The sequence below is a fragment of the Paracoccus sp. NIOT.M2S5SZ12 genome, assembly GCF_057748165.1.
Window position 1 is genome coordinate 173,408 of sequence record NZ_JBYLFR010000002.1, and the last position, 19,092, is coordinate 192,499.

Consider the following 19,092-nt stretch of genomic DNA (forward strand, 5'->3'; position numbering starts at 1 on the left):
CCTCACATCTCGGCCACGCGGGACAGGCGGTCCTGGACCATGCCGCTGATGCGCGCCAGATCGGTGGCCAGCGCGTATCCCGCCACATGGTCGCGCGCCAGTGCGGCGGCCGCGGCCTCCAGCGCCGGATCATGGGCCGAGCGTGCCACCCCGGCCAGAAAGCGCGCGATGTAGTCGATCTCGGCCGTATCCTGGGCGCTGGACAGAACCTCGGCCACATGGGCCAGATCGTCGCGCAGGCCGGACGCATCGGGCTGGATCACGTCGTCGGGCACCGCACGCGGCCCCGGATAGGCGCTGCCCGCGGGCAGCGTCGAGAGGATCGCCTGCTGGAAGATGGCAAGGCTCTCGACCGGCTTCGGCAGGAAGCCGTCGGCCCCCGCGGCCAGCGCCTCTCCGGCGCGGTCCGGATCGCCCGACATCGCCAGGATCACCGGTACCCGCGGTTCGGCCGCCGTCAGCTCCGCGATCAGCGCCACCCCGTCGCCGTCGGGAAGGCCCAGATCGACGATCACCACCGCGGGACGATAGCTGCGCAGATGCCGGGCCGCGGAGCGCAGGCAGTCCGCGCGGCGAATCCGCGCACCCGATTTCAGGCACAGCAGCCGCACGGCCTCGCTGGCAAAGCGCGAATCCTCGATCACCAGCACCGTCAGGCCGGTCAGCGGCCGGCCGGGCAGCGACAATCGCCATTGCGGCAAGGGCTTGGCAGCGTTCGTTTCCAGTTCCGTCACCATGATCGGTCCCTTTCTTAATCCCGGCAGGACCAGCTAATACCAGAGTCGCTAAGAAGCCGTTAACGACGCCGCTTTTCCTTTCCTGAACCGCTCCGACGGCTTACAAGGCGGCAAACGGAGGGTGTGATGATCGGTCGTCTGAACCATGTCGCCATCGCCGTCCCCGACCTGGGGGCCGCGGCCGCGCAATACGAAACCGCCCTGGGCGCCCGCGTCGGCGCGCCCCAGGACGAACCCGATCACGGCGTGACCGTGATCTTCATCGAGCTGCCCAACACCAAGATCGAGCTGCTCCACCCGTTGGGCGAGGCCAGCCCCATTCAAGCCTTCCTGGACCGCAACCCGGCCGGCGGCATCCACCACATCTGCTATGAGGTCGAGGACATCCTGGCCGCCCGCGACCACCTGAAGGGGCAGGGCGCCCGCGTCCTGGGCAGTGGAGAGCCAAAGATCGGCGCCCATGGCAAGCCGGTGCTGTTCCTGCACCCCAAGGACTTCAACGGCTGCCTGATCGAACTGGAGCAAGTCTGATGAACCTGACCGGCGGCATCGTCCTTTTCGCATCGCTGTGGTTCCTGACGCTGTTCTGCGTCATGCCGATCGGCCAGCGCAGTCAGGCGGATGCGGGATCGGTCGTTCCGGGCACCCATGCGGGGGCGCCTTCGGGCGTCAACTGGCGGCGCAAGCTCTTGTGGACGACCGCGATCACCAGCCTGCTCTGGGCGGTGATCGCATGGATGATCCTGGGCGGGATCGTCACGCGGGCCGATATCTCGAACCTGGATCAGCTGGTCCGCTGATCATCTGGAACAGGTGGGTGAAGGCCGCCGCCGCCAGAAGCGGCACCGTGACGTTCACCACCGGGATGACCAGCCCCACCGCGACCAGCACCCCGGTCGCGGTCACCTTTCCCGAATGCGCCTGACGCAGCGCGCGGGCAGGACCCTCCTCCAGATGCCGCCGGGCGGCCATCTGGAAGAACTCGCGCCCCAGCAGCCAGCCGTTCGCCCCGAAGAACAGGACCGGCGCGAAGGGGCCGATGAAGGGCGTCAGGATCAGGCTCAGCACCGCCACGCCCAGAATCGCCGCCACGACCGCGACCGATTCCAGCAGCCCGTCCAGGAAGTCCAGCGACGCCCCCTGGCGGTGGGGATAGTGGATCGCCTCGACCCGCGCCGCGACGGTCTCGGAGAAGAGGCCGGCAAAGCCCGCCGCGACCGGGGCCATCAGGAAGATGCCCATGACCGGGAACAGCGCCAGCGACCCCCAGGACAGCACGTCGCCGAACTGCACCGTGCCCAGCCACGGCAGCTCCAGCCCGCCGGGCAGCCACAGCCGCAGCGCCCAGAAGATCGCCGCCTGCAACGCCACGAACAGCACCAGCGTCAGCGCCACGCCCAGCACCGCCAGCCGCAGGACCGAGGGCCGCAGCAGGTCCGCCCAGCCCCGCGCCAGCGCGGTCACCGGCATCATGGCCGCCACGCGGTCTTGGCGTCGATGTCGGGGCGGGGCCGTTCTGGCGGGGTGGCCCCGCGCGTGCCGATATGGATCAGCCCGGCGATCCGTTCCGGCGCCACGACGCCCAGATGCGCCTGCGCGAAGCCCGCATCCAGCGCGGCAAAGCCCGTCAGCCAGGCGGCGGCCCAGCCATGGGCCAGCGCGGCGTTCACCAGCCCCAGGCAGACCGCCCCCGCCGACAGCATCTGTTCCCACTCCGGGACCTTGGGGCTGTCGACCGGGCTGAATACCACCGCGACGATCACCGGCGAGGCCAGCGCCGAGGCGGCCTTCGCGGCCTGCGCCGGGTCCTGACCCGCGGCCAGCACCGCGTCGTGCAGCACCGGCGCCAGCGCGTCCAGCGTCTGCCGGCCCAGCACGACGAAGCGCCACGGCTCCAGCTTGCCGTGGTCGGGCACGCGCGCGGCCAGCGTCAGCAGGTCGCGGATCTGCCCGGCATCCGGGCCGGGGGCGGTCATCAGCTTGGGCGGGTGGGACCGGCGGGTGGCCAGGAACTCCACGGCGGCGTCGTTTTTCTGAGGCAAGTCGATCTCCGGTTGGGCAGCCGCGCGTCAGGGCTGCTTGTCGATGCGGTAGTTCCCTTCGGGAAGGTTCAGCGCCAGGCGCAGCTCGGTCAGCTGGTGCATGGACAGGCTGATGCGCACAACATCGTCGCCGTCCTCGTCCATCTGCTCCAGCACGACGCGGTCGTCGAAGCCCAGGATCACCACGTCCTCGTTCAGGGGGCGCGTGCCCGGTTCGGCCTCGTCGATCAGCGTGATGACGGTGGCGTCGAAGTCGTGTTCGATGGTGAACATGCGATTCTCCCTGGCGGTTGCCCCGACAATCGCGTGAATGGGCGGCAGCGGCAAGCAGGCGGGCTTTACGCGGACCGGGCAGGGGTTAAACTGGCGCGGAATGACGCGTCGCCGGGGCGGCGCCCGAACGGGATGTGGCAGGATGGGCAGAATGATCGCGCGGGGCTGGCTGGCAGGATTGGTCGCGGCGACCGTGACGTTGGCAGGCTGCGCGCCCATGCCCGCACCGATGCCGACCGGCCCGCGGCCCGACCCCTATTCCGCGCCCGCGGCACCGGTCCTGCCCGCGCCCTCTGCACCCCACAGCGGCACGCCGGACGGGGCGGCGCGCAGCTTCGTGCAGGTCATGCGCCGGATGGAGCCCGCGGTGCGGCAGGACTGCCTCAACCGCCGCACCGCGCCGATCAGCTGCGACTTCATCTTCGTCGTCGATGACCGGCCCGGGCTGGAGCCGAACGCCTTTCAGACGGTCGACCGCAACGGCCGGCCGATCGTCGGCTTCACCCTGTCGCTGATCGCGCAGACCCGGTCGCCGGACGAGATCGCCTTCGTCGTGGGCCATGAGGCCGCGCACCACATCCTGAACCACCTGGACCGCAAGTCGGGGGCGGCGACCGCCGCCGCGGTGGTGCTGGGCAGCCTCGCCTCCGCCTATGGCGGCGACACCAGCGCCGTCGCCCGCGCGCAGGAGATCGGCGCATCAGTGGGCGCGCGCTACTACTCCAAGGAGTGGGAGCTGGAAGCCGACTATCTGGGCGCGATCATCGCCCTGAACGCGGGCTACGATCCGATCAGCGGATCGGCCCTGTTTCAGCGCATCCCCGATCCGGGCAACCACGTGATGGGCACGCATCCGGCCCGCGCGCAGCGTCTGGCCCAGGTCCGCCGCGCCGTGGCTGACGTGCAGGCGGGTCGCATCCGCTGATTCGAAGACCCTTGGCCGGGCGGGGACGGTTCCGCGTCCTCGACCGCCCTTTGGCGTGGAGCACGGGCCGCCGCGCGAGTGTAGGAAAAAGCCCCCGCGGGTCGAGGTTGACGGTTGTGCCTGCCGCGCCACGTAACAACCCAAAGGTGAAATAAAATTCGACATTAGGAAGAAAATCGCTGGCAAATCGGCGGGTTTCTGCTTTAGTCGGCTCAGGTTCGCACAAAACAGATGTTTGAATTGACACCATATGGCGCGGTTGCGCCGATTCTTATGAAGGGGCGCCCATGATCGGGGTTGTCGTATGGAGCAGTGGATCGCGCGAAAAGGCGATCATCTGGTGCGAAGATCAGGCGACATTGGCTTATCTGCAAGGTCAGGAGAATTTCGTCGGACCGGGCGACTGGCCGCAGCCTGGGGATCTGGTCGAACTCGACACGCGAACGGTGGGCAATCTGCGCCACGCGCTGTCGGTGTCGATCCTGTCCGAACAGCGTTGTCCGCAGTTGCCGCAACTCCTGGCTGAAACGCAACCGGCAGCCCGGCCGACGCTGCGCGTCGTCGCAGGGCAGGATTGCGGCGCTGCGGTGCCGGCCGTCCACAAGCCCATGGGCCTGCGTCCCGCCGCCTATCACCAGTCGCGCAGCGGAGCCGCCCGCTAAGGCGGGCGGCAGTCGATCAGACCCCCCGCGACAGGGCGGCGACGCCCGTCCGTGCCAAGTCGATCAGCCCGAGGGGACGCATCAGGTCGGCAAAGGCGTCCAGCTTGGACGGCGTGCCGACCAGTTCGAAGACGAAGCTCTCCAGCGTCGAATCGACCACGTTAGCGCGAAAGATCTCGGCGATGCGCAGCGCCTCGACGCGCTTCTCGCCGCTGCCGCGCACCTTGAAGAGGCCCAACTCACGCTCGACCGCCGGACCCTCGACCGTCAGGTCGTGGACCTCGTGGACGACCACGATGCGGCCCAGCTGCGCCTTGATCTGCTCGATCACCTCCGGGGTGCCACGCGTCACCACCGTGATGCGGGAGCGGTGGCCGGTATGGTCCACCTCGGCCACGGTCAGGCTGTCGATGTTGTAGCCGCGGCCTGCAAACAGGCCGATTACGCGGGCCAGCACGCCCGGCTCGTTCTCGACCAGGACGGCCAGGGTGTGGCTCTCCTCGCGCGGGGCGTGGGGGTCGCGCAGGTCATAGGCCGAATGGCTGGACATGCCCTTCTGGATGTTCAAAGCGCTCATGGTTCTGCCCTCTCTCCGGCCGGTCTCAGACCAGCACCGCGCCTTCGGATTCGATGACGCCCTGCGTCTCGGCCTCGCCCAGCAGCATCTCGTTATGCGGCTTGCCCGACGGGATCATCGGGAAGCAGTTCTCGTGCTTCTCGACCAGCACGTCCAGGATGAAGGGACCGTCATAGTCGATCATCTGCTGGATGGCCGCGTCCAGATCCTTGGGATCGCGCACCTGCGCACCGGCGCAGCCGAAGGCCTCGGCCAGCTTCACGAAATCGGGCAGGCTGTCCGACCAGGACTGGCTGTAGCGTTCGCCATGCAGCAGCTGCTGCCACTGACGCACCATGCCGAGGCGCTCGTTGTTCAGGATGAACTGCTTGACCGGCAGGCGGAACTGCACCGCGGTGCCCATCTCCTGCATGTTCATCAGCCAGCTGGCATCGCCCGCGACGTTGATGACCAGCGCCTCCGGATGCGCCATCTGCACGCCGATCGAGGCCGGCAGGCCATAGCCCATCGTGCCAAGGCCCCCCGAGGTCATCCAGCGGTTCGGCCCCTCGAAGCCCAGATACTGCGCGGCCCACATCTGGTGCTGGCCGACCTCGGTCGTGACATAGCGGTCATGGCCCTTGGTCAGCGCCTCCAGCCGCTCCAAGGCGTGCTGCGGCTTGATGATCGTGTCGCTGTTCCGATAGGACAGGCACTTGCGGGCGCGCCACTCCTCGATCTGCGCCCACCACTGCTTCAGCGCCGGGCTGTTGGTCTTGCGGCCGCGCGCCTTCCAGACCTTCATCAGGTCCTCCAGCACATGGCCCACATCGCCCACGATCGGCACGTCCACGCGGACGACCTTGTTGATCGAGCTGGGGTCGATGTCGATATGCGCCTTGACCGAACCGGGGCTGAAATCGGCCACGCGCCCGGTGATGCGGTCGTCGAAGCGCGCGCCGATGTTGATCATCAGGTCGCAGCCATGCATGGCCAAGTTCGCCTCATAGGTGCCGTGCATGCCCAGCATGCCCAGCCAGGCCTTGCCCGAGGCCGGATAGCAGCCCAGCCCCATCAGCGTGGAGGTCACCGGGAATCCCGTCGCATCGGCCAGCTCGCGCAGGAGTTGGCTGGCGCCGGGACCCGAGTTCACGACCCCGCCGCCGGTATAGAGGATCGGCCGCTCGGCCTGCTCCAGCAGCTCCACCAGGCGGGTGATCGCACCCAGATCGCCCTTCTTGGCGGGCTGATAGCGACCGGTATCGACCTGCTTGGGGCCGACATAGGTACCGGTGGCAAACTGCACGTCCTTGGGGATGTCGATCAGCACCGGTCCGGGCCGGCCCGAGGTCGCGACGTGAAAGCCCTTGTGGATCGTGGCGGCCAGCCTGTCGGTGTCCTTGACCAGCCAGTTGTGCTTGGTGCAGGGCCGCGTGATGCCGACGGTGTCGGCCTCCTGGAACCCGTCGGTGCCGATCATGAAGGTCGGGACCTGTCCCGACAGCACGACCAGCGGGATCGAATCCAGCAGCGCATCGGTCAGGCCGGTGACCGCGTTCGTGGCGCCGGGACCGGAGGTCACCAGCACGACACCGGGCTTGCCGGTGGCGCGGGCATAGCCCTCGGCCATGTGGACGGCGCCCTGTTCGTGGCGCACCAGGACATGGGTGATGTCGTTCTGCTGGAAGATCTCGTCATAGATGGGTAGCACGGCCCCGCCCGGATATCCGAATACGGTATCGACGCCCTGATCGCGCAGCGCCTCGACCACCATTCTCGCACCCGTCATTGTTCGGGACATCGTCTTGCTCCATCCATCAAAAACACCCGCCGGCAGGGCTTTCCCCGACCCGGCGTCGGCGCAACCTAGGGTCACGCCGTGACCGGGTCAATGCCATTTCATGGAGAAAGTGACGCAGGCAGGTCGCGAATTGAAACTTTCTTTCGCGTGTCGACGGGCGCTATCGGTCGAATTGCGGCAGCGCGATCCGGGCTACCTGCTCCACGATCGGATCGACCGACAGGGGATGGGCCTCGTTGGAATGGGCCTCCGGGTCGCCGATATCCTGCCAGACGCCGCCTTTGTAGATCTCCAGCGCGCCGAAGCGAGCCTTGTAGTCCATCTTGCGGCTGCCCGGCACCCAGTAGCCCAGATAGACATAGGGCAGCCCCGCCGCCCGGGCGATCTCGATGTGATCCAGGATGATGTAGGTCCCCATGCTGGCCCCGGCCAGCAGCGGATCGTAGAAGCTGTAGACCAGGCTCAGCCCGTCATCCAGCACATCGGTCAGGCAGACGCCGGCCAGGTGGTCGTCCCCCTCGGCCAGGTCCGGCATGGCGGCGTCGCTGCAGCGGTATTCGATGACGCGCGTCTTGACCGGGGTCTCCTCGATCATCGCGGCGAATTCGAAGATGTCCATGTCGGCCATGCCCCCGTCGGCATGGCGGCGGTCCAGGTAGCGGCGGAACAGCTCGAACTGCTCCTCGGTGGCCCAGGCACTGGTGGCCAGGCGGCGCAGGGCGCCGTTGCGCTGCGCGACGCGGCGCTGCGTGCGCGAGGGCGCGAAATCGGCGACCCGGATGCGCGCCGACATGCAGGCCACGCAGCTTTCGCAGCTGGGGCGGTAGAGCACGTTCTGCGAGCGCCGGAAGCCCTGCCGCGACAGCGCGTTGTTCAGATCGGCCGCATTGTCGCCCTGCAGCGCGGTGAACAGTTTGCGCTCGGCGCGGCCATGCAGGTAGGGGCAGGGCTGCGGGGCCGTGACATAGAACTGCGGCGCATGGGGAAGCGTATGGCGCATCAGGTGCGCCCCGTGCAGCATCTGGGCAGATCGCGGCTGGTCATGCGGGCGCTGATGGTTCCGGTTGGTCGATGGAATGTCGCAGAGCCTATCAATCTTTGCCGGACAGGCCAAGCGCCGAAAGCACCCCAGGCCCGCAACCTGCGGGAATGGTTGACGGCCCGCCCCTGCCAGCCGCCGTTGACGGGGCGCGGGCCGCGGCTAAGGTGGCGGCCATGAGCTTTTCCGACCGCATCACCCGCCTGCCGCTGTCTGCCGATCCCGCCCGCGGCGCCGATCTGGCGGGCCTGTTTCCCGCCTGTCCCGACCGCCTGCGCGCGCTGATCGCGGGGGCTGCGGGCAGCAGCCCCTATCTGGCGGGGCTCCTGCGGTCCGAGGCGGACTGGCTGGTCGCGGCGCTGGAGCATGACAATGTCGTCGCGCGCGAGACGGCGGGCCTCGAGACGCTGGAGCCCGAGGATCTGGGCGTGGCGCTGCGGCGGGCCAAGCGGCGGGTGGCGCTGCAGGCCGCGCTGGCCGATCTGGGCGGGGTCTGGCCGCTGGAGCAGGTGACCGGCGCGCTGTCCGATCTGGCCGACCGGGCCGTCGATCTGGCGCTGCGCGCCCATGTGGCGACCGAGGCCCGGCGCGGCAAGCTGCCCGAGACCCGGGCCGATGCGGGGGGCATCTTCGCGCTGGCCATGGGCAAGGGCGGCGCGCGCGAGCTGAACTACAGTTCCGACATCGACCTGATCGTGCTGTTCGACGAAACCGCCTATGCCGAGGCCGACCAGATGGAGGCCCGTGCCGCCTTGATCCGGGCCACGCGGCGCATGACCGGGACGCTGTCGGACGTGACCGGGCACGGCTATGTCTTCCGGGTGGACCTGCGGCTGAGGCCCGACGCCTCGGTGACGCCGGTCTGTATCTCGACCGCCGCCGCGCTGGCCTATTACGAGGCCGAGGGCCGCACCTGGGAACGCGCGGCCTTCATCAAGGCTCGCGCCGCGGCGGGCGACATCGCGGCGGGGCAGCGCTTCCTGCGCGAGCTGCGGCCCTTCGTCTGGCGCAAGCATCTTGACTTCGCCGCCATCCAGGACGCCCATGACATGCGCCTGCGCATCCGCGACCACAAGGGCTTGGGCGGGCGGCTGGAGGTTGCGGGCCACAACCTTAAGCTGGGCCGGGGCGGCATCCGCGAGATCGAGTTCTTCACCCAGACCCGCCAGCTGATCGCGGGCGGTCGCGACCGCGACCTGCAATGCCGCGACACGGTGGGCGGGCTTGCGGCGCTGGCTGCGAAGGGCTGGGTACCGGCAGACGCGGCGGAGGAGCTGACCGCGCATTACCGCGCGCATCGCGACATCGAGCACCGCATCCAGATGGTGAACGACGCCCAGACCCACAGCCTGCCCAAGGACCCCGAGGGCCTGCGCGTTGTCGCGGGCCTGTCGGGTGCATCCGATCCGCAGGCCTGGTGCGCGCATCTCAAGGAGCGGCTGGCCCGCGTCCATGACCTGACCGAGCGGTTCTTCGCGCCGCAGGCCGCCACCGCACCGCTGCCCGAGCTGTCGGCGCAGTCGCGCGACATCATCGCGGGCTGGCAGGCCTATCCGGCGCTGCGCTCGGAGCTGGCGCGCCAGATCTTCCGCCGGATCGAGGCGCCGCTTCTGTCGCGTATGGCCGGGGCGGGTCACCCGGAGGAGGCCTTGGCGCGGTTTGACCGGTTCCTGTCGGGCCTGCCCGCGGGGGTGCAGCTGTTCTCGCTCTTCGAGGCGAACCCCCAGCTGATTGACCTGATCGTGGACATCTGCGGCACCGCGCCGGCGCTGGCGGCCTATCTGGCGCGTCACCCGGCGGTGCTGGACGGGGTGCTGGCCGGCAGCTTCTTCGCGCCCTGGCCGGGCGAGCCGGGTCTGCGCGACGATCTGGCGCGGGTGCTGGAGCGGGCGCTGACCCAGCCCGGCGGCGGTTACGAACGCGCGCTGGATGCGGCGCGGCGATGGGCGCATGAATGGCAATTCCGCATCGGCGTGCATCACCTGCGCGGCCTGATCGGCGCGGACGAGGCGGCGGTGCATTATGCCGATCTGGCCGGGGCCTGCGTCGCGGCGCTGATCCCGGTCACGGCCGAGGATTTCGCCCGCCGCCACGGCCCGCCGCCGGGGCGCGGCGCGGTGGTGCTGGGCATGGGGTCCCTGGGCGCGCGGGTCCTGAATGCCGGGTCGGATCTGGACCTGATCGTGGTCTATGACGGGGCGGGGGTCGAGGCCTCCGAAGGGCCGCGTCCGCTGGCCGCGCGTCCCTATTACGCGCGGCTGACCCAGGCCATGGTGACCGCCCTGTCCGCGCCCACCGCCGAGGGGCGGCTCTACGAGGTCGACATGCGTCTGCGCCCCTCCGGGCGGCAGGGGCCGGTGGCGACCTCGCTGGACAGCTTCCGCAGCTATCAGATGACCGAGGCCTGGACCTGGGAGCATCTGGCCCTGACCCGCGCCCGCGTCGTGGCCCGCTGCGGCGGGGCGTCGGACGCACTGGCGGACGAGATCGAGGCCCTGCGGCTCGACGTGCTGCGCCGGCGCGGGGGCGACGAGCGGGTGATGCCCGACGTGGCGCAGATGCGGGCGCGGCTCTTTGCGGCCAAGCCTGCCGACGGGCCGCTGGACGCGCGGCGCGGGCCGGGCCGGCTGCAGGACATCGACCTGCTGGCACAGGCCTGCGCCTTGCGGGCGGGCGATCCGGCGCGCGGCACGCTGGCGCAGCTGCGCGCCGGTCGGCGCGGCGGCCTGCTGTCGGCCGATGCGGCTGAGCGTCTGTCCTCCGCCTGGCGCGCCCTGTGGCGGCTGCACGCGGCGAGCCGGCTTCTGACCGAGCGCCCGCTGGACATGGAGGAGATCGGCCGCGGCGGTCAGGCCTTCCTGCTGCGCGAGGCGGGCGTGACCGATGCCGACCAGCTGTCGCGGGAGGTGGCGCGCCATGTCGCCGACGCCCGCGCCCTGATCGAGGCCGACATGCCCGCGACCGGCGACTGAGCGTCGCTTAGCCCGCGGCGCTGCGCGGTTCGGCCTCGGCGGGGGCCTCGGTCGAGGTTTGCGCCGCGGTGGCGGCATCCGCGCTGTCCTGCAGCCGCGCCGCCACATCGGCCAGCGACCGGCCGCCGATCTGGCCCAGCACCGGCAGGGACACCATGCCGGGTGCCAGCGGCACCGGGGCGGGCTGAGCCTCGGCCTCGACGAACAGGCCATGGGCGGTCTTGTCCCAGTAGAAGGGCTTGGTCACCACCTCATAGATCGCCTTCCACCCGGCCAGGCAGCCCAGGGGATAATAGAAATGCAGCGTCGGCACCCAGGCCATCAGGTGCCGGTGCTTGGCCCCGCGCACGGCGCGCATGCCGACGAAGATGCTCAGCGCCTCGGAGGCCACGAACAGCACGAACAGCGTCGGGATCGCCCACCGTCCCGCCGCGCTTTCAAGCGGCGCACGCAGCGGGTGGGGCAGGCCCGCCGTCAGCAGCCAGAAGCTCCACAGGATCGGGGCCAGCAGATATTGCGACAGCGCGCCCAGGAACTGCACCTGAAAGCCCCAGAACCGCCACGCCCCCAGATCGCGATAGAGCGCCGCCGGGTCGCGCATGTGGACCGCCCAGGTCATCGCATAGCCCTTGAGCCAGCGCGACCGCTGCTTGATCCAGGGCAGGGCGCGGCAGTTCGCCTCCTCGTCGGTGGTGGTGTCCAGGATCTCGGTCCGGTAGCCGCGCCGGGCCAGGCGGACGCCCAGATCCGCGTCCTCGGTCACGTTCCAGGCATCCCACGCGCCCACCTGCTCCAGGACCGGGCGGCGGAAGAACAGCGTCGTGCCGCCAAGCGGCACCACCAGCCCAAGCCGCGCCACGCCCGGCAGCAGCACCCGGAACCAGCCCGCGTATTCGATGGTGAAGCAGCGCGCCAGCCAGTTGGTGCGCGGGTTGTAGTAGTCCAGCGCCCCCTGCAGGCAGGCCACGTCCGCCGGCGCATCGCGGAACCGGCGGGCGACCTTGTGCAACTGGTCGGGGTCGGGTCGGTCCTCGGCATCCCAGATGCCCACGATCTCGGCCCGGCAGAAGTTCAGCGCATAGTTCAGCGCCCGCGGCTTGGTCTTGATCGGGCCGTCGGGAACGCGCACGACGCGCAGCCAATGCGGCAGGCGCACCCCCTCCAGCGCCTTGGCGGTGATCTGGTCGCTGGCCTCGATGACCAGCAGGATGTCGGTCAGCTCGCGCGGATAGGTCAGGCGCGACAGGCGCGCGACCAGCTTGCCCGCGACGTCCTCCTCGTGAAACAGCGGCACCATCACCGAGATCGGCGGCAGGGGCGCCTCATTCGCGGCGGGCGGCAGATGGCCTTGCGCGACGGCCAGCGCGCGGTGATCCGCCTCGCGCCGCGCCCGCCCCGCGGCCAGAAACGCCATCAGCTTCAGTCCGCTCTGCGTCAGCAGCGTCAGCACCGCCCACAGCGTCAGCAGCCCGACCATCAGCGCAGGCACCAGCGCCAGCCCCAGAACCGTCACGACCAGGGCCAGGACGGCGATGCGGGTGGTGCGGGCCTTGTCCTGCGTCCGGCAGCTTTCGGCGGCGGGCACGCGGGTCTCGGCCTCGCGGATCAGGCGGATGCGGCGCGGGGCCAGCACCCCGGCCTGGGCCTGCTCCTCGCTGCACAGCAGCATCCGGACATGGCCGAACTGCGCGGGAAGGGCGGGAAGGATGGTGTGAAAGCTGTCGGGCCGGGCGGTCGCGATCCAGGTGACCCCGCCGATCCGCCGCCACGGCAGGATGCCATGCGTCAGGCAGAACCCCGCGCCGGCCGCGTCGATCAGCCGGGGGTCGGCGGGGCTCTGGTCGGGGTCGATGGCGGTGGTGCGCCACTGGCGCGACAGGGCCCGGGCCATCGCGACCGGCGTCACCATGCCCTGCGACAGCAGCACATGCTCCAGCGGCGCGCCGAGCCGGTTGCGGATCATCATGGCCTTGGTCAGGTCGGCCGCATCGACCGCCCCGTCCTCCAGCAGGATCTGGCTCAGGGGGCGCTGATCGCGCGGCGCCAGCGTCGGGCCGCGCAGCACGACCTGCGACGGGTCCGCCGCGGGTGCGGACAGGCCGGCAGGCCGGGGTAGGGGGGCAGGCTGCGCCATGGTCGTATCCCTTTTGGACGACCCCTCATGGCACGGAATGGTTTAACGAAAGATTAAGCGCGGGCGCGCGGGCGGAAAAACCCGCGGGCGCGCCCGCGCTGCCGCACTCAGCCGCGGCGCGCGCGCATCGAATCGGTGAAGCGCTGGAACAGGTAGAGGCTGTCCTGCGGTCCGGGCGCGGCTTCGGGATGGTGCTGGACCGAGAAGACCGGCTTGTCCGCGACGCGGATGCCGCAATTGCTGCCGTCGAACAGGCTCACATGGGTCTCGATCACGCCCTTGGGCAGGGTCTGCGAATCGACGGCAAAGCCGTGGTTCATCGAGGTGATCTCGACCTTGCCGGTCTCCACGTCGCGCACGGGATGGTTCGCACCGTGATGGCCGTGGCCCATCTTGACCGTCTTGGCGCCAAGCGCCAGCGCCAGCATCTGGTGGCCCAGGCAGATCCCGAAGATCGGCATGTCGCGGGCCAGCAGGTCCTGGATCATGGGCACGGCATAGTCGCCCGTCGCCGCCGGATCGCCGGGGCCGTTCGACAGGAATACGCCCTCGGGCTCGTGGGCCATCACCTCCTCGGCGGTGGCGGTGGCGGGCAGGACGGTGACATCCGCGCCATAAGCCACCAGCGACCGAAGGATGTTGCGCTTGGCGCCATAGTCCACGGCCACGACCTTGAAGGGACGGTCCTCGGTCGCGGCGCCGAAGCCCGCGCCCCATGCCCAGGCCCCCTGATCCCACCGATAGCTCTGCGCGCAGCTGACGTCGCGCGCCAGGTCCAGGCCCACGAGGCCCTTCCAGTCGCGCGCCCGCGCGATCAGGGCGGCAATATCGAAATTGCCGTCCGGGTCATGCGCCAGCACGACATGCGGCGCGCCCTGCTGACGGATCGCGCGGGTCAGGCGGCGGGTGTCGACGCCGCCGATGCCGATGCGCCCGCGCCGCGCCATCCATTCGGCCAGGTCCGAGGTCGAACGCCAGTTCGACGGCTCGGTCGGGTCCCACCGCACGACGATGCCGCTGGCGACCGGGTCCGGGGCCTCGTCATCCTCTGGGGTGACGCCGGTATTGCCGATATGGGGGAAGGTGAAGGTCACGATCTGGCTGGCATAGGAGGGATCGGTCATGATCTCCTGATAGCCGGTCATCGCCGTGTTGAAGACCAGCTCGGCGACGACCTCTCCGGGGGCGCCGAAGCCCATCCCATAGAAGATTGTCCCGTCGGCAAGCGCCAGGCAGGCGGTCGGTTTTGCAGCCATGTCGGCACCTCTGGAATCAAATCAGCCGGTGAATAGGGGCCTTGCGCCGCAAGGTCAACCCGCAGCGGGCGGGGGCGGATGCTTGAAACCGGGGCCGCGCGGGTCTAGATGCGGTGCTTTCCGGCGCGTCCCGCGCCCAGGAACCGGAGACGATCATGGAACTGCGCGCCAAGCTGCAAGCCGCCACCAAGGAGGCGATGAAGGCCCGCGACACCGCCCGCCTGTCCACCCTGCGCCTGATCGCGGCCGCCGTGAAGGACCGCGAGATCGCGGGCCGGGGCGGTGACGGCGACGGCACGCTGACCGAGGGCGACTTGGTGCTGATCCTGTCGCGCATGGTCAAGCAGCGCCAGGAATCGGCCAAGGCCTATGAGGAGGGCGGCCGGCTGGAGCTGGCGGCCAAGGAGGAGGACGAGATCGCCGTCATCCAGGAATTCCTGCCCCGCCAGATGGATGCAGTTGAGACGACCGCCGCCATCGACGCCGCCATCGCCGATCTGGGCGCCGAGGGCATCCGCGACATGGGCCGCGTCATGGCGGCGCTGAAGGAGCGTCACGCCGGGCAGATGGATTTCGGCGCCGTGGGTCCCGCGGTCAAGGCGCGGCTTCTGGGGTGAACCCGGCCGCCTGCTGCGGCGTTCGGCGGCAGGAGGTGACCCATGAAAGCCCAATCCAAGGCGCAGCAGCGCGCCGCCGGAGCCGCCCTGTCGGCCAAGCGCGGCGAGACGAAGGTCGGCGATCTGCAGGGCGCGTCCAAGGACATGTATCACAGCATGTCCGAGGACGAGCTGGCGGAGATGGCCGCGACCGATCACGACGATCTGCCTGACCGCGCCGACGACGACTGACCCGGCACCATGACGGCCCCGCGATGCGGGGCCGTTCGCGTTTCAGCGCGTGGCGGCCAAGCGCCGGGTCAGCTCCTCGCACAGGGTGCGGCGTTCCTCGGGGGTCAGGAAGGCGCCCAGCTCGATCTCGCGCTGTCCGTCGGTCAGGGTCAGATAGGCCTCGACCGGGCCGTTGCGCAGCGTCGGGCGCACCCAATAGCTGTTGGTCTGCCACAGCTGGTCGGGCCGGCCCGGATCCTTGCGGCAGACCTGAAGGCGGGTCCGGTCCAGCAGCAGCTCCTCACGCGTCTGGCCGCTGCGATAGGTGTGGCGCAGCGCGATCCAGACCCCGCCAACGGCCAGCACCATGAAGGGCAGCAGCCCCCACAGGACGCTGGTTCCCAGGACCGCCAGGATGGGAAGCGTCAGGAGGGCGGCCGTGGTCCCGATGAACCACACGAAGCCCCGCTTGGGCAGCGAGCGGTGCGGCCAGAGGGTCAGCTCCTGCAAAAAGGCCCCGGACGTGTCCGGGGCCGATTCATGCCAGCGATAGGGCATCGCGGGGCGGTCTCTCAGTGGGCCGGGCTGCGGTCCCAGTCCTCGCGCTTGGGCAGCTGCTCGAACGTGTGCTCGGGCGGGGGCGAGGGCAGGGTCCATTCCAGCGTGTCGGCATACTCGTTCCAGTAGTTGTTCTGGGTCACGCGCTTGCCGGCGAACAGGGTGTAGAACATCACGCCGATGAAGAACACGAAGGAGGCGAAGGACAGATAGGCGCCCCACGAGCTGATCGCGTTCCAGAAGGCATATTCCACCGGATAGTCGATGTAGCGGCGCGGCATGCCCTGGCGGCCCAGGAAGTGCTGCGGGAAGAAGGTCAGGTTCGCGCCGATGAACATCGCCCAGAAGTGCAGCTTGCCCGCCCATTCCGGGTACTGGCGGCCCGACATCTTGCCGATCCAGTAGTAGATGCCCGCAAAGATCGCGAAGACCGCGCCAAGCGACATCACATAGTGGAAATGCGCCACGACATAGTAGGTGTCGTGATAGACGCGGTCCAGCGGCGCCTGGCTGAGGACCACGCCGGTCACGCCGCCGACGGTGAACAGGAACAGGAAGCCGAAGGCCCAGAGCATCGGCGTCTTGAACTCGACTGAGCCGCCCCACATCGTTGCGATCCACGAGAAGACCTTGATGCCCGTGGGCACGGCGATCGTCATGGTGGCCAGCATGAAGTAGCTCTGCTGGGTCAGCGACATGCCGACCGTGTACATGTGGTGCGCCCACACGACGAAGCCCAGGATGCCGATCGCGGCCATGGCCAGAACCATCGGCAGATAGCCGAAAACGGGCTTCTTGGAGAAGGTCGCGATGACGTGGCTGATGATGCCAAAGCCGGGCAGAATGATGATATACACTTCCGGGTGTCCGAAGAACCACAGGATGTGCTGGTACAGCACCGGGTCGCCGCCGCCTGCCGGGTTGAAGAAGTTCGTGCCGAAGTTGCGGTCCATCAGCAGCATGGTGATGGCGCCGGCCAGCACCGGCAGGGCGAGCAGGATCAGCCAGGCGGTGATGAAGACCGACCAGGCGAACAGCGGCACCTTGAACAGCGTCATGCCGGGGGCGCGCATGTTCAGGAAGGTGGTGATGATGTTGATCGCGCCGACGATGGAGGAGGCACCCGAGACGTGGACGGCGAAGATCGCCAGGTCCATCGAGTAGCCGCCCTCGGTCGTGGACAGCGGCGGGTAGAGGACCCAGCCCACGCCCGAACCCAGCTGCTGGTTGCCGCCCGGAGCGAGCAGCGACGCGATGCCCAGCATCAGGCCGGCCACATAGAGCCAGTAGCTGAGGTTGTTCATGCGCGGGAAGCTCATGTCCGGCGCGCCGATCTGCAGCGGCATGAAGTAGTTGCCGAAACCGCCGAACAGCGCCGGGATCACCACGAAGAACATCATCAGCACGCCGTGATACGTGATCATCACGTTCCACAGGTGGCCGTTCGGGGTGCATTCGGCGGCGGCGTCGGCGAAGAATCGCGCGCCTTCCATGCACATGTACTGCACGCCCGGCTCATGCAGTTCCATCCGCATGTAGACGGTGAAGCTGACCGAGATCAGGCCCGCCAGGCCGGCGGTGAAAAGGTAAAGAATACCAATGTCTTTGTGATTGGTGGACATGAACCAGCGGGTGAAGAACCCGCGGGTGTCATGATGGTCGTCGTGGCCGTGTGCGGCTGCGTCTGCCATACCCGAACTCCCTCAAGATGTCGTCGATCCGGCCTGCCGACCGTCATTATCACGCATTCTTTAGACCACCTGCGTCAACCGGGCAATGCGTCACTGTGATCCTGGACGCAAAGACCCCGGCCGGACGGTGGCGTCCGGCCGGGGCCCTGATTGGCGCGATCGCCGTGCGATCACTCGGCCGGTGCGTCCGGCGAGACGGTGGTCAGATAGGCCGCCAGATCGGCCTGGTTGCGGGCCAGCTTGAAGGTCATCTTGCTGCGCACGCTGTCGTCGCCCGACTTCTCGCGGACCCAGGCCGTGGGGTCGGTGACATAGGCGATCAGTTCCTCCTCGGTCCAGACCAGGTCGGGATTGGCGGCCTTGGCGGCCAGCAGGCCGTCACCGTAGTTGTAGCCTTCGGTGTGGGCGATCGGCGATCCGACGATGTTCCACAGGTTGGGCCCGGTGGCGCCGCCCTTGACGATGTCTGCGCCGCTGCCGTCCTGGATCATGTGGCAGGCGCGGCATTTGCGGAATTCGCTTTCGCCCGCCGCGGGGTCGCCCGCCTCCTGGGCTGCGGCGGGTATGGCTAGGGTCGCGCCCAGCAGGGCGCCGACAAAGGCTGATCTCATGCGTCGTTCCTCGCTCCGCCCGATAAGGGCTGTGGTCTCCCGAAGGGCAGCCTGATGGATCGTTCCGGGAAAGGAAAGACCCCGAAAGGTCGCATTCGCCGCTGTTGCCGCGCCGCCTCAGCCGAAGCGGCGGTCGAACCCCTGGCGCAGCGCCACGTCCAGATCGGCCATGGTCACCGGCAGGCCCAGATCGACCAGCGACGTCACCCCGTGGCCGGTGATGCCGCAGGGCACGATGCCGTCGTAATGGGTCAGGTCCGGATCGAGATTGATCGAGATGCCGTGGAAGCTGACCCATCGGCGCAGCTTGACGCCGATCGCGGCGATCTTGTCCTCGCGCATGCTGCCGTCGAACAGGGCGGGCTTGTCCGGGCGTGGCACCCAGACCCCCACGCGGCCGGGGCGCACCACGCCGGTGACGCCGAAATCGGCCAGCGCGTCGATGACCCAGGCCTCCAGCTGGCCGACGAAGGCGCGCACGTCGCGGCCGCGGCGGTTCAGGTCCAGCATCACGTAGGCGATTCGCTGGCCCGGCCCGTGATAGGTGTACTGCCCGCCGCGTCCCGTCGCATGGACCGGAAAGCGCGGCGACAGCAGGTCCTCGGGCCGGGCGCTGGTGCCGGCGGTGTAGATGGGCGGGTGCTCGACCAGCCAGACGGCCTCGTCGGCGGTGCCGGCATGGATGGCTGCGACGCGCGCCTCCATGCGCGCGACGGCGTCGGCGAGGTCGGTCAGGCCGGGGGTGATGATCCAGTCGGTCATGTCAGGGATGTGGCCCGCCCGCCGGCCTGCGTCAACAGGGATCGGCGGGACAAGAAAGCGCTTTTCTTTGGTTCCGGGCTGGGCTATCACCCGCCCACTGCCCGGATGCGGCCGTGGCGGAATTGGTAGACGCGCAGCGTTGAGGTCGCTGTTCCTTAACCGGAGTGGAAGTTCGAGTCTTCTCGGCCGCACCATCACCCCCCTTTCAGATCAGTGACGCGACCCCGCAAGGGTCCCCGCACGACG

The 19,092-nt window shown here is 69.0% G+C and carries 20 protein-coding genes and 1 tRNA gene; 8 read left to right on the forward strand and 13 right to left on the reverse strand.

Translation table 11 applies throughout. The features are described from left to right. Positions 1-2: 2 nt before the first annotated feature. Positions 3-737, reverse strand: coding sequence for a response regulator (locus tag AC2SGK_RS02675; RefSeq protein WP_488322054.1), 735 nt, complete (start codon positions 735-737; stop codon positions 3-5). 126 nt (positions 738-863) lie between these two features. Here AC2SGK_RS02675 and mce point away from each other — a divergent pair, with 126 nt between their 5' ends. Both mce and AC2SGK_RS02685 read left to right on the forward strand, forming a co-directional pair. Then, positions 864-1,268, forward strand: a complete 405-nt coding sequence (gene mce / locus AC2SGK_RS02680) for a methylmalonyl-CoA epimerase (protein ID WP_411837184.1) — start codon at positions 864-866, stop codon at positions 1,266-1,268. After that, positions 1,268-1,537 carry a DUF1467 family protein gene (locus AC2SGK_RS02685; RefSeq protein ID WP_488322055.1) on the forward strand — a complete coding sequence of 90 codons (270 nt, stop codon included), beginning with the start codon at positions 1,268-1,270 and terminating at the stop codon, positions 1,535-1,537. The genes mce and AC2SGK_RS02685 overlap by 1 nt, the downstream gene beginning before the upstream one ends. Here the strand turns inward: AC2SGK_RS02685 and AC2SGK_RS02690 are convergent. From AC2SGK_RS02690 to AC2SGK_RS02700, 3 genes are read right to left on the reverse strand one after another with little or no spacing between them, the layout of a single operon-like run. Continuing rightward, on the reverse strand, positions 1,494-2,210 hold the full coding sequence (locus tag AC2SGK_RS02690) for an EI24 domain-containing protein (protein WP_488322056.1): 717 nt from the start codon (positions 2,208-2,210) through the stop codon (positions 1,494-1,496). The genes AC2SGK_RS02685 and AC2SGK_RS02690 overlap by 44 nt on opposite strands. Continuing rightward, entirely contained in the window at positions 2,207-2,779 is a 573-nt protein-coding gene (locus AC2SGK_RS02695) for a nitroreductase family protein (protein WP_488322057.1), read from the reverse strand. The genes AC2SGK_RS02690 and AC2SGK_RS02695 overlap by 4 nt, the downstream gene beginning before the upstream one ends. Before the next feature lie 27 nt (positions 2,780-2,806). Then, positions 2,807-3,052 carry a hypothetical protein gene (locus AC2SGK_RS02700; RefSeq protein ID WP_488322058.1) on the reverse strand — a complete coding sequence of 82 codons (246 nt, stop codon included), beginning with the start codon at positions 3,050-3,052 and terminating at the stop codon, positions 2,807-2,809. Between the two features lie 142 nt (positions 3,053-3,194). Between AC2SGK_RS02700 and AC2SGK_RS02705 the strand changes: the two genes are divergently transcribed. Continuing rightward, positions 3,195-3,977 carry a M48 family metallopeptidase gene (locus tag AC2SGK_RS02705; RefSeq protein ID WP_411837179.1) on the forward strand — a complete coding sequence of 261 codons (783 nt, stop codon included), beginning with the start codon at positions 3,195-3,197 and terminating at the stop codon, positions 3,975-3,977. A gap of 287 nt (positions 3,978-4,264) precedes the next feature. Next, positions 4,265-4,639 (forward strand): hypothetical protein, encoded by a 375-nt coding sequence (locus AC2SGK_RS02710; protein ID WP_488322059.1) that lies wholly within the window; start codon positions 4,265-4,267, stop codon positions 4,637-4,639. Between the two features lie 16 nt (positions 4,640-4,655). Here the strand turns inward: AC2SGK_RS02710 and ilvN are convergent, their stop codons facing one another. The 3 genes from ilvN to AC2SGK_RS02725 form a co-directional block, all read right to left on the reverse strand. Next, positions 4,656-5,216 (reverse strand): acetolactate synthase small subunit, encoded by a 561-nt coding sequence (gene ilvN / locus AC2SGK_RS02715; protein ID WP_488322060.1) that lies wholly within the window; start codon positions 5,214-5,216, stop codon positions 4,656-4,658. Positions 5,217-5,241: 25 nt separating this feature from the next. Further along, positions 5,242-6,996: an acetolactate synthase 3 large subunit gene (locus AC2SGK_RS02720; RefSeq protein WP_488322061.1), complete on the reverse strand. Its 1,755-nt coding sequence runs from the start codon at positions 6,994-6,996 to the stop codon at positions 5,242-5,244. Positions 6,997-7,156: 160 nt separating this feature from the next. After that, on the reverse strand, positions 7,157-7,996 hold the full coding sequence (locus AC2SGK_RS02725) for an arginyltransferase (protein WP_488322062.1): 840 nt from the start codon (positions 7,994-7,996) through the stop codon (positions 7,157-7,159). Positions 7,997-8,211: 215 nt separating this feature from the next. On the opposite strand from AC2SGK_RS02725, the gene AC2SGK_RS02730 reads away from it, so the two are divergent. After that, complete coding sequence (locus AC2SGK_RS02730) at positions 8,212-11,007, forward strand: [protein-PII] uridylyltransferase family protein (protein ID WP_488322063.1); 2,796 nt, start codon at positions 8,212-8,214, stop codon at positions 11,005-11,007. A gap of 7 nt (positions 11,008-11,014) precedes the next feature. Here the strand turns inward: AC2SGK_RS02730 and AC2SGK_RS02735 are convergent, their stop codons facing one another. Together AC2SGK_RS02735 and carA are read right to left on the reverse strand one after the other, a co-directional pair. After that, complete coding sequence (locus tag AC2SGK_RS02735) at positions 11,015-13,141, reverse strand: glycosyltransferase (protein ID WP_488322064.1); 2,127 nt, start codon at positions 13,139-13,141, stop codon at positions 11,015-11,017. Positions 13,142-13,248: 107 nt separating this feature from the next. Continuing rightward, the gene (carA, locus tag AC2SGK_RS02740) at positions 13,249-14,397 is read right to left on the reverse strand and encodes a glutamine-hydrolyzing carbamoyl-phosphate synthase small subunit (RefSeq protein WP_488322065.1); all 1,149 of its coding nucleotides are present in this window, start codon (positions 14,395-14,397) and stop codon (positions 13,249-13,251) included. Positions 14,398-14,552: 155 nt separating this feature from the next. Between carA and AC2SGK_RS02745 the strand changes: the two genes are divergently transcribed. Together AC2SGK_RS02745 and AC2SGK_RS02750 are read left to right on the forward strand one after the other, a co-directional pair. Beyond that, a complete protein-coding gene (locus AC2SGK_RS02745) occupies positions 14,553-15,014 on the forward strand; it encodes a GatB/YqeY domain-containing protein (RefSeq protein ID WP_488322066.1) in 462 nt (153 codons plus the stop codon). 42 nt (positions 15,015-15,056) lie between these two features. Beyond that, complete coding sequence (locus AC2SGK_RS02750; protein WP_488322067.1) at positions 15,057-15,245, forward strand: DUF3008 family protein; 189 nt, start codon at positions 15,057-15,059, stop codon at positions 15,243-15,245. Between the two features lie 42 nt (positions 15,246-15,287). On the opposite strand, the gene AC2SGK_RS02755 is transcribed toward AC2SGK_RS02750, so the two are convergent. The 4 genes from AC2SGK_RS02755 to lipB all read right to left on the reverse strand — a co-directional run bounded on the left by AC2SGK_RS02755 (position 15,288) and on the right by lipB (position 18,846). Further along, a complete protein-coding gene (locus AC2SGK_RS02755) occupies positions 15,288-15,782 on the reverse strand; it encodes a DUF2244 domain-containing protein (RefSeq protein ID WP_488322068.1) in 495 nt (164 codons plus the stop codon). 14 nt (positions 15,783-15,796) lie between these two features. Further along, a complete protein-coding gene (locus AC2SGK_RS02760) occupies positions 15,797-17,473 on the reverse strand; it encodes a cytochrome c oxidase subunit I (protein WP_488322069.1) in 1,677 nt (558 codons plus the stop codon). Positions 17,474-17,643: 170 nt separating this feature from the next. Continuing rightward, positions 17,644-18,084, reverse strand: coding sequence for a c-type cytochrome (locus AC2SGK_RS02765; RefSeq protein ID WP_488322070.1), 441 nt, complete (start codon positions 18,082-18,084; stop codon positions 17,644-17,646). A gap of 117 nt (positions 18,085-18,201) precedes the next feature. Next, positions 18,202-18,846 carry a lipoyl(octanoyl) transferase LipB gene (gene lipB / locus AC2SGK_RS02770; protein ID WP_488322071.1) on the reverse strand — a complete coding sequence of 215 codons (645 nt, stop codon included), beginning with the start codon at positions 18,844-18,846 and terminating at the stop codon, positions 18,202-18,204. A gap of 107 nt (positions 18,847-18,953) precedes the next feature. Here lipB and AC2SGK_RS02775 point away from each other — a divergent pair. After that, positions 18,954-19,040 (forward strand) — tRNA-Leu (locus AC2SGK_RS02775). Positions 19,041-19,092: the final 52 nt, after the last annotated feature.

What these genes read in the sequence shown, in the direction of transcription:
- AC2SGK_RS02675 (WP_488322054.1), bottom strand. Translation starts at nt 737, where the DNA reads ATGGTGACGGAACTGGAAACGAACGCTGCCAAGCCCTTGCCGCAATGG.
- mce (WP_411837184.1), top strand. Translation starts at nt 864, where the DNA reads ATGATCGGTCGTCTGAACCATGTCGCCATCGCCGTCCCCGACCTGGGG.
- AC2SGK_RS02685 (WP_488322055.1), top strand. Translation starts at nt 1,268, where the DNA reads ATGAACCTGACCGGCGGCATCGTCCTTTTCGCATCGCTGTGGTTCCTG.
- AC2SGK_RS02690 (WP_488322056.1), bottom strand. Translation starts at nt 2,210, where the DNA reads ATGATGCCGGTGACCGCGCTGGCGCGGGGCTGGGCGGACCTGCTGCGG.
- AC2SGK_RS02700 (WP_488322058.1), bottom strand. Translation starts at nt 3,052, where the DNA reads ATGTTCACCATCGAACACGACTTCGACGCCACCGTCATCACGCTGATC.
- AC2SGK_RS02705 (WP_411837179.1), top strand. Translation starts at nt 3,195, where the DNA reads ATGGGCAGAATGATCGCGCGGGGCTGGCTGGCAGGATTGGTCGCGGCG.
- AC2SGK_RS02710 (WP_488322059.1), top strand. Translation starts at nt 4,265, where the DNA reads ATGATCGGGGTTGTCGTATGGAGCAGTGGATCGCGCGAAAAGGCGATC.
- ilvN (WP_488322060.1), bottom strand. Translation starts at nt 5,216, where the DNA reads ATGAGCGCTTTGAACATCCAGAAGGGCATGTCCAGCCATTCGGCCTAT.
- AC2SGK_RS02720 (WP_488322061.1), bottom strand. Translation starts at nt 6,996, where the DNA reads ATGTCCCGAACAATGACGGGTGCGAGAATGGTGGTCGAGGCGCTGCGC.
- AC2SGK_RS02725 (WP_488322062.1), bottom strand. Translation starts at nt 7,996, where the DNA reads ATGCGCCATACGCTTCCCCATGCGCCGCAGTTCTATGTCACGGCCCCG.
- AC2SGK_RS02730 (WP_488322063.1), top strand. Translation starts at nt 8,212, where the DNA reads ATGAGCTTTTCCGACCGCATCACCCGCCTGCCGCTGTCTGCCGATCCC.
- AC2SGK_RS02735 (WP_488322064.1), bottom strand. Translation starts at nt 13,141, where the DNA reads ATGGCGCAGCCTGCCCCCCTACCCCGGCCTGCCGGCCTGTCCGCACCC.
- carA (WP_488322065.1), bottom strand. Translation starts at nt 14,397, where the DNA reads ATGGCTGCAAAACCGACCGCCTGCCTGGCGCTTGCCGACGGGACAATC.
- AC2SGK_RS02745 (WP_488322066.1), top strand. Translation starts at nt 14,553, where the DNA reads ATGGAACTGCGCGCCAAGCTGCAAGCCGCCACCAAGGAGGCGATGAAG.
- AC2SGK_RS02750 (WP_488322067.1), top strand. Translation starts at nt 15,057, where the DNA reads ATGAAAGCCCAATCCAAGGCGCAGCAGCGCGCCGCCGGAGCCGCCCTG.
- AC2SGK_RS02755 (WP_488322068.1), bottom strand. Translation starts at nt 15,782, where the DNA reads ATGCCCTATCGCTGGCATGAATCGGCCCCGGACACGTCCGGGGCCTTT.
- AC2SGK_RS02760 (WP_488322069.1), bottom strand. Translation starts at nt 17,473, where the DNA reads ATGGCAGACGCAGCCGCACACGGCCACGACGACCATCATGACACCCGC.
- AC2SGK_RS02765 (WP_488322070.1), bottom strand. Translation starts at nt 18,084, where the DNA reads ATGAGATCAGCCTTTGTCGGCGCCCTGCTGGGCGCGACCCTAGCCATA.
- lipB (WP_488322071.1), bottom strand. Translation starts at nt 18,846, where the DNA reads ATGACCGACTGGATCATCACCCCCGGCCTGACCGACCTCGCCGACGCC.